Origin of the sequence: Paenibacillus sp. FSL P4-0176, from assembly GCF_037975265.1 — a bacterium.
In the GTDB taxonomy this organism is placed as follows: Bacteria; Bacillota; Bacilli; order Paenibacillales; family Paenibacillaceae; genus Paenibacillus; species Paenibacillus amylolyticus.
This window is the reverse complement of record NZ_CP150242.1, coordinates 3427122-3443908: the sequence shown is the minus strand read 5'-3', so window position 1 is coordinate 3443908 and position 16787 is coordinate 3427122. Positions and strand designations below refer to the sequence as shown.

The following is a 16787-nucleotide window of genomic DNA, read 5'->3' as shown; positions in this document are numbered from 1 at the left end:
CTCCTTTCTATTCTTTCATGCCCGAAGTGGCCATCGTCTGCATAACACTGCTCTGAGAGATGATAAACAGAGTGATCGGTACAATCATCAGCAGCAAGGCAACAGCCGCACCTACACCGGCCCTTGCAATCCCTCCCTGCACAATCTGACTGAGCGCATAATGCAGCGTTTTGAGATTTTCACTGTAAATGAAGCTCCCGCCATCCGTTCCCCATAACGCTGGAAACTGCAGGATCATGAGCGTGAGCCATGCCGGCTTCACATTGGGCATCACGATGCTCCAGAATATCCGGTATTCATTGGCTCCGTCGATTTTGGCTGCCTCCAGCAAAGCATCGGGAATCTGCTCCATGAACTGTTTCATCAGGAAAAGTCCCAACGAGAACGCAAGTGATGGCACAATTATGGAGGCATGAGTGTTAATCCAGCCAAGCCAGGACATGACCATGTAGTTCGGAATCGCCGTAACATGCGGCGAGAACATCAGGGACAGAATGACAATGGTGAACAACACTTTGGAACCTGGAAAACGATACTTCGCCAGCGGATAAGCTGCTGCAGATGCAAGAAGGATATGCCCCGCTGTGCCAAGTATCGTAATGAGCAATGTGTTGGCAATATAGCGGGATAACGGCACCCACGAATTACCCATGAGATTGATCAGATCGGCAAAATTCTCCGTTGTCGGATTGTTCACCCAGAAGCGCGGCGGGAAAATAAACAGCTCATCCAGCGGCTTGAATGCATTGTTGACAGCATAGATGAGCGGAAGCACCATAAAGGAGCCGAACACGCCCAGCAATGCAAATAACATCAGGCTGACGGTAAATGACCGATTAAGCCTTTTTGGCATGCCAAACACGGCACGTACTTTGCTGGTCATCGTCATTCACCTATCTTTCTAAGCATTTTTTGCGTGAAAACGTTTGTACCCAGCATCAGGGCAAACAGAACCGTTGCGATGGCCGAGGCATAGCCCATCTCGAAACGAATGGTTCCGAAGTCCATCAGATGTGTGACAACTGTGTGTGCCGCATAGTTTACGCTCGGGAAACCTGCCAGTGCGATGGAGATCTCAGCTACGGCGAAGGAAGCGGTAATCTGCATTACCGCACCAAACATCAGCTGCGGTCTCATCGAAGGCAAGGTGATGTACCAGAGCTCCTGCCAGCGGTTTTTGATCCCGTCTACGGTTCCTGCTTCAACCAGAGAACGATCAATGGTTTGCAGTCCTGCAATAAAGGCCAGGAAGCTGGTTCCCAGGCTCAGCCACAGCTGTACAATAATGACGATTGCCAGTACATACTTCTCGTCTGCGAGCCATTGGATCGGTTCCAGTACGACGCCAAGGCGCATCAGGAAGCCGTTCATATACCCGTAGCTGTCACCCGAGAAGATGATCAGCCAGATGAAAAAGACGTTGCCCGATATGGATGGGGCATAGAAAACCAGCGTCATGACCGCCCGAATTTTAGGAGACAGCTCATTGATGATCCACGCAAACAAAAAGCAGGCTATATAACTGAGAGGGCCTGTAATTACGGCAAAAAGCAGCGTGTTTTTGAGCGCGATCAGAAATACGTCATCGTTCAGGAAAAGCCGGGAATAGTTCTGCCAGCCGACAAATCGCGGCAGCTCCAGCATATTGAAGTGAAAAAAGCTGAGCCCGAGTGAAATGCCGACCGGAATGACAGTAAACATGAAAAAAATCAGCATAAACGGTGCCATCAATACGTAATAATGCCTGCTGAGATACAGATCCCGCTTCAATAGGGACCACCAGCCGACCTGGCGGGTATGGACGGCAGGAGCGGCGGCTGTCTTGGTAGTTTTAGCTTGCAACCGTTACCCTCCCTTTCCTCTATTTCAGATTAAATTCTTTGCGTTTCAACTCTATTTCATCATCAATGTACAAGACATAATCCGATAAGGCTTCACGCGGATTTTCATTAGCATTGACAACCTTACGGAAGGCGTTGTCCAGATGTCGTCCCGTGAAATAACCTCCAGGAAGCTGCGGGATTCCCTGTACCCATTCCCATTGTTTCTCGAGATTTTGATAATCCTTCACAGGCCAAGGCAATTGCTTCAAGGCTTCGATATTGGCCGTTGGGTAACGGGCAGCCGCTCCCATAAGACCTTCCATTTCTCTCCCGTATTCAATCTGGGTCTGATCATCAGTCCACCACTTCATGAACTTCCACGCTGCTTCCTTGTTGTCCGCATTTTCGAGCATCATCACCGCACTCGTAGCGCTGGCCACTTCATGCCGTATGGATCCATCCGGAAGCTGTGTACCCGGAACAATCGTAAAGTCCCAGAGATTGCGGATTTCCGGAGCCATAACTGTCAGCATGTTATACGTGGTGTAATCAGCAATTCCGATCGGCATTTCCCCTGTACGGAAGCGGTTCGGAAAATCGGCTTTGAGCGGAAACTTGTAATTGGTATAAAATTGCGTCCAGCGTTTGAACGCGTCCATTGAAATCTCCGAATCCAGTGCACTTTTCTTCTGGTCTTCGGTGTAGAACGTTCCGTCATTCTGATATAACAACATCGCAAAGGTTGAATTCGGAACCAGGTTGGCATTGTTCAGCGTATCCTCTATCGGCAGATAAAACTCCATGTTATGCTTCTGCAGCACGGCGATGGCGTTATATACGTCTTGCCACGTTTTCGGCGGTTCGAGGCCCAGTTCATTCAGAATATCTTTGCGGTAAAAGAGCATTGGAAAATGCTGTTGCTCTGGAAGGGCATATACCCCGTCGTTGTAGCGGTAAGGCGTCAATCCGCTTTCACGGAACCTGCCCGAAATTTCCTCGAAATCGGGGAACTGGCTCAGATCCGCTGTTGCATTCCTCATCGCATAGTTCACCGGAATGTCTTCGCCCATCTGCATGGCTACATCCGGTCCTTCCCCCGAGAGTGTTGCGGGCAGCAAAATATTCGGCGGAACGAGACGTAACTGCACGGACACATCCGTATCCGGGGTAAACGAATCGTCGATCATGCCTTTCAGTACTTGGGCCTGATCTCGTCCAGTTGTGATCCATACGGTGATGGCATCCTTCTTTTGTTCCACGTTACCAATGCTGTCGTAATCTTCGGTATACGAGGCAACATATGCGCCCAGTTCGTGCTTCACCTGCTGGACGGTGCTCGCTTCCGCTTTTGGCAACGATTCACCCGGCGGAGATACGACAAGGTAATCCAATGTAATCGGCTGTTCACGTACCGATAGAATCCATGTGCCGAGACCACCTACGTTAATTTTGAACGTATCCAGCCGTTTGGGAACCGTCTCTGGTCTGGCCGCCATATCTTCAAGCTGCAATACCATGGCGTGAAGTACGGCCACTTTGTCACTTTGCTCACCCGTGGCCTTTTCCAGGTAATCTGCAACGGAACGCAAGGTGTCAGCTTGTCGTTCAAACACCTCCGTCATCTCTGGAATACGCCGTTCCAGCTGGTAATCCCGCAGTGGGTCTGGACTGTTGGAGGTGATCATTAATATTTTGCGATACATCTCATTCAGTTCCAGCACGCTGGATTCCACGGTCCGAAGCAGCGGAGCGATGTCGCCAAGTGTAACTGTCATTCGGATTCGGTGTTTCCCTTTTTCAAGATGAAACTGATATGGCTTATCCTCTCCCGAACCCAAGACCTGAGTTTGCCAGGCCGGGCTGTAGTTAAATCGAATGCGTTTCAATTCCTTAAACGGAACTTCGCCGTTAATCGTCAGACTGCGGGTGGCATATATGCCACGCAATTGATCCTGTTTCACCTTAAGCGCCAGTTGATACAGTCCGTCTTCAGGCACGTCAATTTCCCATTCAATCCATTCGCCCGGCAGTTTCCAGTTAATGCCCCCGATGGCGTTCATCCGAATTTTCGATACATTATAAGGCTCGAGTGAAGGACTTGATCGGTCCGAGATTGGTGCCAGTGTAGGAGATGATTTGCTAACAGCTTCCTCCCCCTGAACTTTCAGCATGACAGGAGCCGATTGTTTCAAGCCGAGTGAGGCATAGGTTTGCTCCAGCTCTGCATAGGAAGGAACTTCGCTTTCTTGATATAGCTCAATATAATCGATCGCCATGCTTTCTCTTAATGAAGTGAGCGATAACTTCTGACTGCCTTTTTCAAAATAAAACTGAAACGGTTCCTCAAAGTACCCTGCGCTGTCCTTGAAGGAAGTCAGTTGCCATTCGGGCTGTTCCACTTGTCTTGGTCTAAGCTCGTTGCCACGATCGTCCTGCCGGACGTTATCCTCGCGATTCCCCCATACCCTGTCAAACAGAAGAATATCAGCCCCTCTGAACGGGACCTTACCATTAAGCTCAAGCCTGCGTTCGATCCCGGAGCTTTTGCCTTCTACGGGATAATAGTGAATGCGAATGTTGTACAAACCGCTCACTTGAACGGGAACATCCCAGCGAATGGTTCCAGTTTCCGGCGTAATTACGGCATTTCCGTCTAATCCGGCGTACCCTTGCACAACCTCAAATTCCCCATCCTCTGCCTGAACATAAGATTCGCCTTCGATGCGTACAATTTCATCCGGTTTGGCCGTATTGTCATGAGCAGTCAGATAATGCTCATAACTGAATGAATCCTCGGTTCCCGATACCGCCTCAAAGTCCTCAAGCGCATGTACCGTTCCCGGATTACGATCCCGCGATGGATATAGTGTCCATATGGAGAGCACCAAGGCCAGGACAAGCACCAGGATTAGTCCCTTTTTCTTACGTGACCGCATGTTTGAATGTATCCCCTTTCCTGTAAGCGTTGAGAGAACTGAACGATTGACTAACCCGGACAGACCGCACCTTCACTGGTGCGTTCTGCCCGTGTAACGTGATACTTATTTGTAAACCTCATCAATCGCAGCCTGGAAAGGAGCCTTGTATTTCTCGATCAGCGTAGATACGGATACCCCTTCTTTGAGTTCCCCATCAAAATCCCAGAACGGCAAGGACGGGAATGTGTTATGGTCGAGAACCAACATACCTTCCGCAACCTCTCTGGCGTTGTTGATATCTGCTTCATCGGTCAGATGTGTCTCCAGTGTGGATTGTCCCGGATACTCATAGATCGATTCGATCTCATTAATTTTCTCCCAGATGTACATCAGTTGTTCCGGATTCTCTACTGCTTTTGGAATCGTTATAGCTTGGTAACGTGACTCACCGGAGTGATACGCTGTTGCACTTGGACCTTTTGGAAACGGTACAAAACCAATATCGTAGTCCTTCATATCCGTCATAATACCTTCAACTTCGTACATGGCACCTGAATACATCAAGGTGTTGCCTTGACGGAAGAACGTGGATGGCTCTGTCCAATCGCCGCCCTCAGAAGCTCTACCGACCTTCTCGGTAGCCAGTTTGGACAGGAAGTTCAACGCTTCTTTTGTTTTTGGATCTTCCAGGTTTTGCTTATCCTCTTTGGTCAGAGAAGCCTCGTTGGAATACAGAATCGGTTCCAGCAAGCCCGTTTGAGCGAGTCCCCAAGTGTCTAGCTTGCCATCATTGTTTCGATCCTTGTTCGCTTGCTTGGCAACACTGATGAACGTATCCCAGTTCCATTCATCGGCATCCACATACTCCTGAAGTGGCTTCAAGCCGAGCTCTTGCATGAGTGTGCGATTATAGAAAATTCCGTTGATAAACGAGGACTGGTCCTCGGTAAAGCCGTAACCTTTGCCTTCATACTGCATGTATTCCTTGGTTGTTTTCTGGTTGAATACCTTGTCGTTTTTAATATAATCATCCACCGGCCATAACAGATCCTGTTTGGTCAATGCCGGAATGGCATAGTTTTTGCCCAGTCTCACCAGATCGCCAAGCGGTTCACCGGCCATCAGGGAAGCAACTACTTTTTCCTGATATTCACCAAAATCGATGGAAACATATTCAATATTAAAGTTGTGTTTTTTCTTCAGCGCTTCGAGATTCTCAAGACGTTGAATGTTGTCCGGGTTATTCCCCTGTATTTCCATGTCCCACCAAGCAACAACCTTGATCGTTCTGCCACCCATGTCAAAGTCCATTTCTGGCGTGGAGTTTTCATTCTTTGGCTCGGTTTCCGCGGGTTTTTGTTCCTCCTGTGGTGTTGTCTTTTCCGGCTCGGGTTGAGCGGTAGGTGCAGAACTGCATGCAGCAATCACCAACAAGACCGCAAATACCAGGCTCAGTAGCATGAACTTGTGTTTTCTCATCGTCTTCCCCCCTGATTGTCGTTTGCTATCACAGTGTATCGTTCAAATGAAAGCGCAAACAACCTGCCGAAATACAGATGTTTACCCGGGCTGAATATAGATTTGCGTAATTTTGCACGAGCAAAGTGCATTATAGGTTTTAATTGGTAAAGAAATGCACTGTCTACAAAAATATGCACATTGTATGCGCTTTCTTTTATTACCATAATGAAATTAAGTCAAATTTCAGTTAATCTAGCGCATTACAATTCAGCAGAAGGTGAGGTATTGCTTCATGTATGATATTTTACTTGTGGATTTCAGCCGTCGTTTGTGCGGAGAGTTGCAACAGATGTTGCTACGGAGCAAAGCTCAATATACTATCGCAAATTGTGTGTTCTCATCGGCCGAGGCTTTGACCGCATTGTCAGAACGAGACTTTTCCCTTGTTATGGTACATACAGAGAGGTTTGATACCGCGGGGCTCTGGTTATGCAATGACATCCGAAAAAAAAGTCAGATACCTATCCTCCTGATGGGTGGAAGAGATCACTTCAGGTTTGTACGCAAAGCCCTGACGTATCAGGTAAATGATTATCTCCCGTATCCTGTTAGTCCTTCTTCTTTACTTAACAGTCTGCATGGACTTAGATCCCACCTTGAAACCGACCCGGCACACAAAACGTCGTCGTTCTTCAAAACACCCGTTCAAATGAACGGTAAACCCATGCACTCCAGTCATGTTATTCGTATCGTTAAGGCCTATGTACGGGATCATCTGAGTGATGAAATCACGCTGAAGAAGATCTCTGACATGCTTCATTTTAACTGTGCGTACCTTGGACAGAAGTTTAAGCTGGAAGAGAAGATGTCTTTCAATGATTATATGCTCCAGCAACGTATGGAAAAGGCACAGCAGTTGTTGTCTTCCACGAATCTGCGAATATATGAGATTGCTATTGAGGTAGGTTATAAGGATATTGATTGGTTCTATAAAAAGTTCAAAGCGTATGCCGGATCGAGTCCCAATGCTTATAGAAGACAAAAAATCCACACGGCCTAAAGGTGGATCGCCGAATCGGTTTGTTTATCAATTAGATAATAACCACAAAAAAACGCAGGATGTATTCTACTTCCTGCGTTTTTTTGTGGTTGTTTGGGTTTGGTCAATTCCAGAGTATTCACTATTAACGTACCAAGAGGGATTCCCGGTATTCTTGAGGAGTCATTCCCGTTATTTTCTTAAAAAGTCGGGTAAACGAATGTGCAGCCTCATACCCCACTTGAAGTGCGACCTCACGCACCATAAGATTTGTGTTCTGAAGCAATTCTTTGGCTTTCCGTATTCGGCAGTCGTCAATGAACTCTGACACGTTTATTCCCATTTCCTGCTTAAAGAATCGCGACAGATAGGATGGATTAAAATGATGAAGTTCTGCCAGTCTTACCAGAGAGAGATCTTTCTCCAGGTTCTCCTTGACGTAACTGCATAAGGAATGAATGACAACGTTAGCGCGTTCCTGTTCATTTGATCTTTTGTAGCGTACTAATTCATCGGCAGCACGATATAGAAATTGTACTGCATCCTTCATGCATGTATACTCCCCTAAGTGTAGCAAGCTTCGTTGATCCGGGATTTTCTGTTGAAGACCCCAACGATTGATCGTTGAATGCAATAATAAGGCCAGATTGTAGTATGTCTCCATGGCACGTTCCATCGTAATATCCTGTTGCAGCAGTTCGCCTGCAAGCTCCTCAAATATATCGTAAAATGGCTGAATTCGTCCCGTTTCCAAATATCCTGACATAATCTCGATCCGGTTTGAGATCCGCATGGATTCTTTAGGTACATCAGATGAGAGATCATTACGATGGTCCGTGAGTACCATGGATACACCATCCCCAATTTTCATCCACTGGAGTAATCTCAGACGTTCATATTGTTTGGTTAACTCGGACCAATTGCAACTGCGACTACTTAATGAAAAAGCAATGGATACGCCGAGTGAGACCATGCATGCTTCCTGTACCAGTTCCAGTGTACCTTCTAGAAATCGCACAAGTTTATCATTTGTCATCTCTTCCTCCTGCTTCGGCTGAAGCAGCCAGATCGTATCCCCATAATGGTCCGTTACACTTGCGCACACTGTACGTTCATTCATCAGAGAAGAGCCGATAATGCGCACAGATTCTTGGACTTGTGTGAGGTCCGAACCCTTTTCTGGCAGATTATTGAACCGACCCAGTATGAGATAAACAGGCGAGTTGATCTGTAATCTTATATCTCGTTTGGATAATTCGTCCTGCATATGCATAGTAGAATCTATAACCGCTGTACAGTCTTGAAGTAACTTCCGTAAATACTCTTTTTGCTGTATCAGTGCAAGCTGCGAATTAACTTTATGAGAATGTTCCAACAACTCAACCATGCTGTGACTTTGCCGGATCTCTTCCATCACATCTTCTACAACAGACATCACCTTGTCATAACCTTCCGTTTTGAGCAAATAACGCACATTAGCCATCTGAAAAGCTTGATATGCATAATCAAAATCGCTATGTCCTGTCAGAAAAATGACACGACAATTCGGCCAACTGGCTTGAATCCGCTCTGTCAGTTCCAACCCACTCATACCCGGCATACGGATGTCCGTTAGAACAATGTCAATTCTCGAACGTTGCATCCAGGACAATGCTTCTGTTGCAGAGTAGGCCTTACATACATCAAGCTGTTCGGGTATATGTCTGGCGAACGTTTCATAGAGACTATCCGTAATAATCTCCTCGTCATCTACAATCAAAAGTCGATACATTCGTTTTCCCCCTCTTTCCACTGGATTCGAATTGTGACTTTTAACCCTTGCAGTTCACTTCTGGATAGAAAAAGCCCACTTCCTTCTCCATACGTCAGGACCAGACGTCGATGAATATTTATTAACGCCGTCATTTCGTCTGTACCTCCGTCCTTATGCAAACGTTGTTGAAGAGTTTGAATGTGTTGCTCTTCCAACTCATTACCATTATCCTCTACGGTGATCCCGGCATATGAACCTTCCATATTAAACCCAATAATTAGAAGACCGGAGTCCGTATTCTTTTCAAGGCTGTGTTCGTAGGCATTCTCAATAATAGGTTGAATAATGAGTCTGGGAACTTTAATATGTTCCATCTCAGCAGGTAGTGACCCAAAATCAACTTTGATTCGTCTGGAGAATCGTAATTGTTGAATCTCTGTATAGATCCGTGAATGCTCAACTTCCACTTTCAACTTCACATGATCTGTTTCATTCCGCGTAATGAACCTGAAATACTCTCCGAGCATGTTGGTGAATTGCTCAATACGTTCGGTTTCTCCTGTCCTTGCCAGTGAATTCAGAATAAAGAAGCTATTGTACAGAAAATGAGGATTAATCTGGGATTGGAGCTGTTTCAACTCGGCCCGCTGCATCATCAGTGTTTTCTTGAAATCTCGGTCGATCAGGGATTGAAGATTTTCAATCATTAGATTGAAACGGGTGTAGAGGAAGCCGAATTCATCCTTTCGGTTATGCGCAATGGGGACATCAAGCATGCCTCCCTCCATTTTTTTGAATCTTTTCACCAACAACAGCAACGGGATATGAATTAACTTGTAACTTGAATAGAGATACGCCGTGATGGCAACAAATGATGTAATTGCAAACAGCCAAGCCCAATGATAGAACTTGCTAAGTGGCTTCGTAACAATTGCCTCGGGTAGATATGTAGCTACGGATAAGCCCAGGGAGTCCATATGCAACTGACTAACATGGTACATGGTGTCACCCACCTTCATCCGAAAGCCATCAAGTGTACCCTTTACACTGTGCTCACGGTAATTCGCGAGAATAACACTAGCTTGATGTTTATCTGTGATGGCATGCCCCGTTTTGTCCTCAATCAGAAAAGTTGAACTCTCCGGGTACAAATTAAGCCGTGTGAGTTCATTCTGAAAATGGTATGTATCCAGCTCCACTTGAATGACAAAAAGCGGGGGTTCTCCTCTCGTGCCTGTCAGCCTGACGGCACTTAAGTTCAAGGCGTCCTCTTTCACAGTGAAACGTGTACCTTTTCCTTGCATGCCTGAACTGAAATATAGGTAAGAACTTTTATCGAAATCATCGATGCCTTGGATCGCGGATATACTTTTTCCAACAGAAGGGATATGTACATGAACGTTTTTGATATAAGCAGTGCTATTCTTGAATGAAGCGAGTCGTTCAGTCAGGTAATTTAATGTATCACGCCGCTCAACCTGATCCATCATGTCCCAGAGAATGGCTAGACGATTGAGTTTTCGATCCTCAACGATATCAAACTGCTGTAATTCCATCCATTCTATCTCTCTGTTCAATTCCACGACATATTGGTTCAACCGTCTTTCCGTGGACAACGATATTTCCTGACTTGCATTGTCATAACTCCAATGATACAGATACACGCCAAGAAGAATAAGGGGGAGTACAAATACCAGATAGGTGATTATTAATCGCGCAAATATACTGTTAAACCATGATTTAGCAGGGATCTTGATCAATACATTCACCTCCAATGCCAAAGGCTGAGTGGGTTCCTTGTAATAATAAAGTGAACATTAGCGCTCCTTTGGCTTGCTGGCGCGAAACCACGCGTTAACCTCCGATGTGATCTGATCTCCCCCCAGCTTGCGCCAGTTCTCAACGAATTGATCAAACTCATCTATCGACCTGCCTAGAATAATGTTCATATAGGCTTCAAGCTGAAGATCCCGAAGAATAATTTGTCGATCAACCATTGTGTCCGTAATTCCGCCCGTGAATTGATCATAGAGAAGTTGGCCGTTCTTCTCGTAAGAATCTGCAATGCTAAAAGCACCCGAAGGCCCATAGGTTTGTTTCCAGCCCCAGCCGCTCTCTACATCTTCCAATTCAAAGGCGACAATGCGTTTGTGAATGGCGAGAGCTTCATTCTGCAGAGCCGAGAAGTCTCCTGTACTTCTGGCATCACGAATTTGTTTGTATGCATCTATATTTTTATTACCGGGAAAAGGAGTTACCGGTGAAAGCATCCACACAGCTCGGGAGTCGTCATTGTAGTATGTTTCATACTGTGCCTGATCCCCCCAGTTGATGTCCAGATGCAGATTCATGAGCTTTACAACAACTTCCGGATTAGAGAACCCCTTTTTTACAGCAAAGTATTGCCCAGTGTTGGAACGTAGCGGTACGAACAGGCTCCGGTCCGACTTGGCAACAATGGGATATGCCTGCCATTCTACATCTATATCTGTTTCTTTATCACGGGTGCTCTGAAGCATAAAGGATGTCCACTGTTCGCCGTAAAGCATCCCTATTTTTCCATCTTGAACTAGACGAAACGCCTTGTTTCCACTTTTATAACCAAAATCCGGATCAAGTTGGCCTTCACGATACAACGTTTGCAGTACTTTCAGAGCCTCCCGAACTTCAGGCTGTATACCTCCATAAGTGAGGTTTCCTTCTGCATCTTTAACCCATATATTAGGGTAGGCACCGTAGCCAGACATGAACCCTGCAGCTCCCATAACTGGATCCCATAGATGGTTTGTTAGCGCAAGTCCATACGTATCATGCTCTCCGTTCCCGTCGGGGTCCTCCTCTGTAAACGCTTTCGAAACCTGGAGAAGCTCTTCCATCGTTTCAGGCGGCCGTAGCCCCAGTTGCTCCAACCAATCGGTTCTAATCCACAGGTACTGCGCTGTCTCAATGGAGGAAGATGATTCGGGAATAGCCATGAGTTTGCCATCAATGGTTGCCGCATCAAATGCGCCTCTTCCCTCCGCCTCCAATATACTCTTTGTAAGTGGGGAAGCATACTCTTGGTACACATGGGTTAAATCTTCGATCATTCCAGCATTGCTCAGTTGTCTAAGTTGATATGGATTAACTTTCACCACATCTGGAAAACGTCCTGCAGCGAGGGATACACCCAACTTCTGATTGTATACATCTCCATTAGCAGTCCAGTCATAGTGAATTTGAATACCTAGCTCTTTCTCGTACAAACGAGTCCAGCGATTATCCAGTATCGTCTCACCAGGTAACTGACTAATCATGCGCTCAAGGTCATCTCCCGTTTCCCTGACAAAAGAGACCACGATGGGAGGAGAATACCTCTCAAACGTAGCGGGAAGTTGAATCTGCTGCCCATCTTGCTGCGGATGATGTTGTTTGGTATTACCTTCGGTATGACCTGCTGGTATGGATACAGCAAGGAACAGAATGAAGGTCCATCTTGTTATGTCCAGACATCTCTTATACATGACGACATGCCCCCAGTTCGGTTTGAACAACTCTCTTCTCTCTGTCAACTTTAATCCATATCATTGTACAACAACTTGTACTCATTGAATACGAAAAGCCGCCATTGGGCGGCTTTTCGTATCTTTATTGTTTCTCATCAGGATTAATTACGCGATATTCGAAATTCGAAAAGTCAGCTGTTCCTCCAACCAATTCGGTTGAATATACAAACAACCCCGTTCGGCAACCCATAAAATGATCCAGTTTATATATCATTTTGTGGACAATCCCTATATCTCTCCATTCAGTTCCATCGAAATAGGCAAAAGAGCACTCATCCAGATTGTTCTCAAAATTTCCGAATGCTTTTAGTTTAACTACTGGATCTGATACCGGGATACGTTCATGTTCAGTGGCTGGCTTCTGGTCGATCAGATTGCCAAATATGGTGGAATCCTCACTATCTCTGGCATGCATGACCAAGTAAAACTTGTTATCCTGCTTCGTAAGAGCGATCATACCGTACGAACCGATCAGAAAGCACAACCCGGCATAATCCCCATCATTCAGACGACTGCCGTCAAGCGTAACTATTACTTCGCAAGCGGGCCCCATTGAACGCTGGGTTAGTGTGTTGACCGCAAACGTCAGATTTGGGCTGATCTGTCCCGTTCGAACACGATACACTCCCGGTTTCTCTGTGACGGACCAGAGTTCATGATTAGGTGTATGATTCCATTGCCAAAAATCACGGAGGCGGATGCTTCCATCTTCCTCGGGTTCATAATTGAAACTGTCGCTACCCACTAACGGGATATAACGGTGCTCTGGTCTCGTGCTCGGGATATCAATCTGCTTCGGCGCTTTGTTTGCAAAGACCGGTATACCTTGATCAAAGTGTAGCGGAACCAAAACAGGCACCCGGCCAACAGCCCCATGATCCTGAAACAGCATTGCATACCAGTCTCCATCCGGCGTATCCACGATACCGCCCTGAGCAACACCTGAATTGAAATAATCCATATCGTCATTAAATACTTCTCCACCAGTGAAGATATCTTCCAGAGAGTCTGCCATATAAAACGCCTGTGTTCTACGTCCGGAAGCTTTTGTTATATGAATCAGGAACACAATATATTTACCATTGATCTTGTAAAAATGTGCTCCTTCATAACCAAGGTGATGAGGCTGCTCGTCTTTTACAATTAAGCGATGCACTCCACCAGGTTTGGGCCCGGACAGATCAGAGCTTAATTCGGTCAGATAGATCTCGGTATTACCGTACACGAGATAGGCTCGTTCATCATCGTCAAAAAATAAGGAGCAATCATGGTAAAACCCTTCCACGATCTGTTTCTTCCACACTCCCGAGATGGAGGTCGACGTATACAAGTATGTCTTACGGGTATCATTCGCAACAAAGATCACATAGAACATTCCTTGATGATAGCGGAGTGATGCAGCCCACATGCCTTTACTATAAACGTGATGACCATCCACCAGCCGTTGGGCAGGTGTATCGTCCAATGTGTCGTATACATATGTGGCTACTTCCCAATGGATCAGGTCATATGAACGCAGGATGACACATCCCGGCATCATATGCATGGTTGTACTGACCATATAATATGTGTCTTCTACACGAATAACGTCAAGATCCGGGTAATCGGCCCAAATAATCGGATTCGGATACATGCTTTAATTACACCTCATTTTGTCTGTTAAACTTCCATTCTCTTAATAGGATGGTTGAGCTGTCTGTTGAACTTTTAAGCTTAATATACAAGTCTTGCACACCTTTCGCACCCGTAACCTTAGTTGTTAGTTCCATCCAGTGAAGGGATTCGGTCGCAGGCGGAACAATGATTTCTCCAATTAACAGTCCGTCTGCACGATCAAGTCGAAGTTCTAACGTACCTTCGGTTCCTTGATTCGCAATCGTGGCTGTGAAGGTTGTGGGTCCTTCACTTTCAAAGTCCACCTTCGATATAGCTATCCAGCTGTCATTTTGCAGTTTAGCGGAAATCATATTCGAATCTGATGCAGACATCTCACCAGAGTCAAGATATTGCTCTGTTGATACTCCGCTACTCCATCCAATCGTTGAACCGCTTACCCGCCCATAAGGATCGAAGCATTTGATTTGATCTACACCCTGATAATCGGCATGTACCTTCTTGATCTTACCCGTGGCCTCATCATGTTCGACTCGATTCAGATGCGTTGAACGGTAACCTTCGGGAATATCCATGGCTTGGCATAATGTCTGGGCATGATAGGCAATGTACCATTGATCCGATAGTTGAAATATAGCATGGTGATTGTTGCCGCCAATATCAAAAAAGTGTCCTGGATTCTGGAGTAGCGTACCCTGATATGTCCATGGCCCCATTGGCTGAACACTGGTCATATATGCAATCTCACCAGGTGGTGGGCTGTCGTCTGGCCGATCACCCTCAATAAAATTGGAACAATACGTAAAGTAGTAACTATTATTATATTTATGTATCCCTGAATCTTCAAACATATAAGGCGCCTGAATAACCTTTGCTTTGCCAACAACGCTGATCATATCGTCTCCCAATCGCATCACTCTTGCCGTATCCGGTCTTTCTGCTTTCCCCTGTGGAATACCACCACCGAAATAGATGTAGGCCTGATGATCATCATCTACAATGACAGCCGGATCGAATAACCAGGTTACTTCCTCCACTCCCGGAGTCTCTCTTGTAATAAGTGCTTTTCCTATAGGGTCTATCCATGGACCTACAGGTGTTGGTGCAGACAGTACACCTATTCCACTGGCATTGTTGGCGAAATAAAGAAAGAAACAGTCCTTGCCATCCAAGATTCGATGAGCAGCTGCCGGGGCCCAGGATTGCGAAGCCCATGTTGCTGCGCCTTGAGGACCAGCAACTCTGATCTCTCCATGATCGGTCCAGTTGATTAAGTCATCCGATGAAATGACCGTAATCCGGTTGATTGAACTGTAGCTGTTTTTCTGAGGAAGACCGTCCTTATCATATTCCAGCTTATCACTAGTCATATATAAGTAGACTCGATTGTTAAATACTAAAGCATAGGGATCGGCTCCAAATTTGTGGGCCACCAAAGGGTTACTGTTGGGACGAAGCTTTCCAATCTCCCCTGGAATACGCTCCAGATTGGCAGCTTGGTCTTGCTTTTGCTCACCAGCTTGTGGTGTAGAATGATGATTCATCAAAAGAATCCCCCTATAATCGTTTTTAGTTGTGTCTTTTTACGAGAAAGCGTTTGCAATACAAAAGGTATCATGATAGGATGATTACATTTTAAGGTAAGCTGAGTACAATTTCATTGCGTTAACCGCTCTATTTATTGCGTGAAATGACGGGAGGTACTTCATGAGTGGATCCTCTGAGTGTTTTTATGATCCCATCCAGCCTGAGCTCTTATATCTGCACAGCGTAACGACGTATAAGCTGGAAACGATCTATCATCGCCATAATGCATACGAAATCTACCTGTTTCTTCGTGGAAACGTTCACTTTTATGTAGATAATCGATGTTACCATGTTCAGCCTGGTGATCTGCTTGTGATGTCACCCGAGGAGATGCACCGAGCCTTTATTCTGGATGAATCTGAGTATGAACGAATTACAATCAATCTCAAAAAAACATATCTGTTTCAGCTTTCCACACCATCAACCAATCTATCGTCATGTTTTGACCATCGCCCCAAAGGAACAGGCAACATCGTACATCTAGACGACGATAACTTGAAGCAGATGCTGCAATGTACAAACGAACTGGAAGGGTTGCTTGCTTCCGATGCTTATGGCACCGATATCAAAATAAATGCAGCCGTAGCCCAATTGTTGGTCATGATTAACGTCTGGTTTCATAACAATTCCTTTGTTCCCAATGACATTATGCCTGAACTGGTTCGTGAAACCATGGATTATATTGAAACACATCTGAATCAAGACATAACGCTTCGCAAACTTGCCGAAGTGTTCTACATGAACAGTACTTATATCAGCCGCCAGTTCAAAAAGCATACTGGATTGACCATCCGTTCCTACATTTTGGGTCGTCGTATTGAACGGGCCAAATTCCACCTGTCAGAAGGAATGAGTATTACGGATGCATGCTTTCAATCGGGCTTTAGTGACTATGCCAATTTTATTCGCAGTTTTACCAAAATGGTCGGCATCTCCCCCGGTAAGTATATCAAACAAAGACGTGATGCAATTGAAGCATTACCACAATAATGACAAGTTCATTCAATGTAAAATGTAAACTGAAAACATCGAACCATCCTGCATGGC

The 16787-nt window shown here is 45.7% G+C and carries 11 protein-coding genes; 2 read left to right on the top strand and 9 right to left on the bottom strand.

The features are described 5' to 3' along the window. Positions 1-7: 7 nt before the first annotated feature. From MKY95_RS15685 to MKY95_RS15670, 4 genes are all read right to left on the bottom strand, one after another. The gene (locus MKY95_RS15685) at positions 8-883 is read right to left on the bottom strand and encodes a carbohydrate ABC transporter permease (RefSeq protein WP_026081082.1); all 876 of its coding nucleotides are present in this window, start codon (positions 881-883) and stop codon (positions 8-10) included. Between the two features lie 2 nt (positions 884-885). Next, positions 886-1842 (bottom strand): sugar ABC transporter permease, encoded by a 957-nt coding sequence (locus MKY95_RS15680; RefSeq protein WP_036615906.1) that lies wholly within the window; start codon positions 1840-1842, stop codon positions 886-888. Positions 1843-1861: 19 nt separating this feature from the next. Then, complete coding sequence (locus MKY95_RS15675) at positions 1862-4759, bottom strand: extracellular solute-binding protein (RefSeq protein WP_100526244.1); 2898 nt, start codon at positions 4757-4759, stop codon at positions 1862-1864. A 105-nt stretch (positions 4760-4864) separates the two neighbouring features. After that, positions 4865-6220, bottom strand: coding sequence for an extracellular solute-binding protein (locus MKY95_RS15670; RefSeq protein WP_036615912.1), 1356 nt, complete (start codon positions 6218-6220; stop codon positions 4865-4867). Positions 6221-6494: 274 nt separating this feature from the next. Here MKY95_RS15670 and MKY95_RS15665 point away from each other — a divergent pair, with 274 nt between their 5' ends. After that, positions 6495-7262, top strand: a complete 768-nt coding sequence (locus MKY95_RS15665; RefSeq protein WP_047842955.1) for a helix-turn-helix domain-containing protein — start codon at positions 6495-6497, stop codon at positions 7260-7262. A gap of 124 nt (positions 7263-7386) precedes the next feature. Here MKY95_RS15665 and MKY95_RS15660 read toward each other — a convergent pair whose 3' ends face one another. From MKY95_RS15660 to MKY95_RS15640, 5 genes are all read right to left on the bottom strand, one after another. After that, the gene (locus MKY95_RS15660) at positions 7387-9012 is read right to left on the bottom strand and encodes a response regulator (protein WP_339199689.1); all 1626 of its coding nucleotides are present in this window, start codon (positions 9010-9012) and stop codon (positions 7387-7389) included. Beyond that, positions 8997-10754, bottom strand: coding sequence for a histidine kinase (locus MKY95_RS15655; protein WP_339199686.1), 1758 nt, complete (start codon positions 10752-10754; stop codon positions 8997-8999). Before MKY95_RS15655 ends, MKY95_RS15660 begins: the two co-directional genes overlap by 16 nt. A gap of 57 nt (positions 10755-10811) precedes the next feature. Beyond that, positions 10812-12497, bottom strand: coding sequence for an extracellular solute-binding protein (locus MKY95_RS15650; RefSeq protein WP_339199684.1), 1686 nt, complete (start codon positions 12495-12497; stop codon positions 10812-10814). A gap of 124 nt (positions 12498-12621) precedes the next feature. Beyond that, complete coding sequence (locus MKY95_RS15645) at positions 12622-14172, bottom strand: glycoside hydrolase 43 family protein (protein ID WP_339199681.1); 1551 nt, start codon at positions 14170-14172, stop codon at positions 12622-12624. Between the two features lie 7 nt (positions 14173-14179). Further along, positions 14180-15697 carry a glycoside hydrolase family 43 protein gene (locus tag MKY95_RS15640; RefSeq protein WP_339199678.1) on the bottom strand — a complete coding sequence of 506 codons (1518 nt, stop codon included), beginning with the start codon at positions 15695-15697 and terminating at the stop codon, positions 14180-14182. Positions 15698-15860: 163 nt separating this feature from the next. Here MKY95_RS15640 and MKY95_RS15635 point away from each other — a divergent pair, with 163 nt between their 5' ends. Further along, positions 15861-16730, top strand: a complete 870-nt coding sequence (locus tag MKY95_RS15635; protein ID WP_076253031.1) for an AraC family transcriptional regulator — start codon at positions 15861-15863, stop codon at positions 16728-16730. The last annotated feature ends 57 nt before the right edge of the window (positions 16731-16787 follow it).